The following is a 560-nucleotide window of genomic DNA, read 5'->3' as shown; positions in this document are numbered from 1 at the left end:
TCCCCATACGAACGTGTACCGGTTGGCATTGGCTTCGATCTTGGTACCGTCGACAAAGTAGTGATCCAGCTGGACGTATCCTTCCTCGGCCAGAAATTGAAGAACAGCCGTAAACACTGTCTCCAGCACCGTTTTCATCCGTTCCGAGCGAAACCGGTTGATGGTGCGGAAATCCGGTCTTTGTCTGCCCGCGATCCACATGAATAGGATGTTTTCGCGGACCGCTTTCGCGATCTGGCGCGAGGAGTAGATGCGTTGTGTGTAGGCGTAAAGGATGACTTTGGTGAGCATCTTGGGGTGATAGCTATCTCGTCCGCCTCCTGGGTAAGCCGCGTCGAAGATGGCATTGTCCAGTCGATTGATAGCGGCGTTGACTACGCGCACGAGGTGATTTGCAGGAATATCTTCTTCCAAATCCATTGGTAAGCACAGTTGATCCATGGTATATTGAATGTACAAAAGAAACCCTCCTTGGTTTTTTGGTTGCTCGACACTTCCATTTTACCAAAGAAGGGTTTCTTTTTGTTTGACAAAAAGCAAAAGAGGGTCGCCCCTCCGTC

1 protein-coding gene is annotated in these 560 nt (G+C 50.0%); it reads right to left on the bottom strand.

Going from position 1 to position 560, the window contains the following annotated elements; all coding sequences use genetic code 11:
• Positions 1 to 459, bottom strand: a 459-nt coding sequence (locus tag AC6I6H_RS22495; RefSeq protein ID WP_497956849.1) for a transposase, incomplete at its 3' end; no start/stop codon positions are given.
• Positions 460 to 560 lie beyond the last annotated feature (101 nt).

The sequence above is a fragment of the Gorillibacterium sp. sgz306347 genome (assembly GCF_059735245.1).
This window is presented reverse-complemented; position numbering and strand designations above follow the sequence as displayed.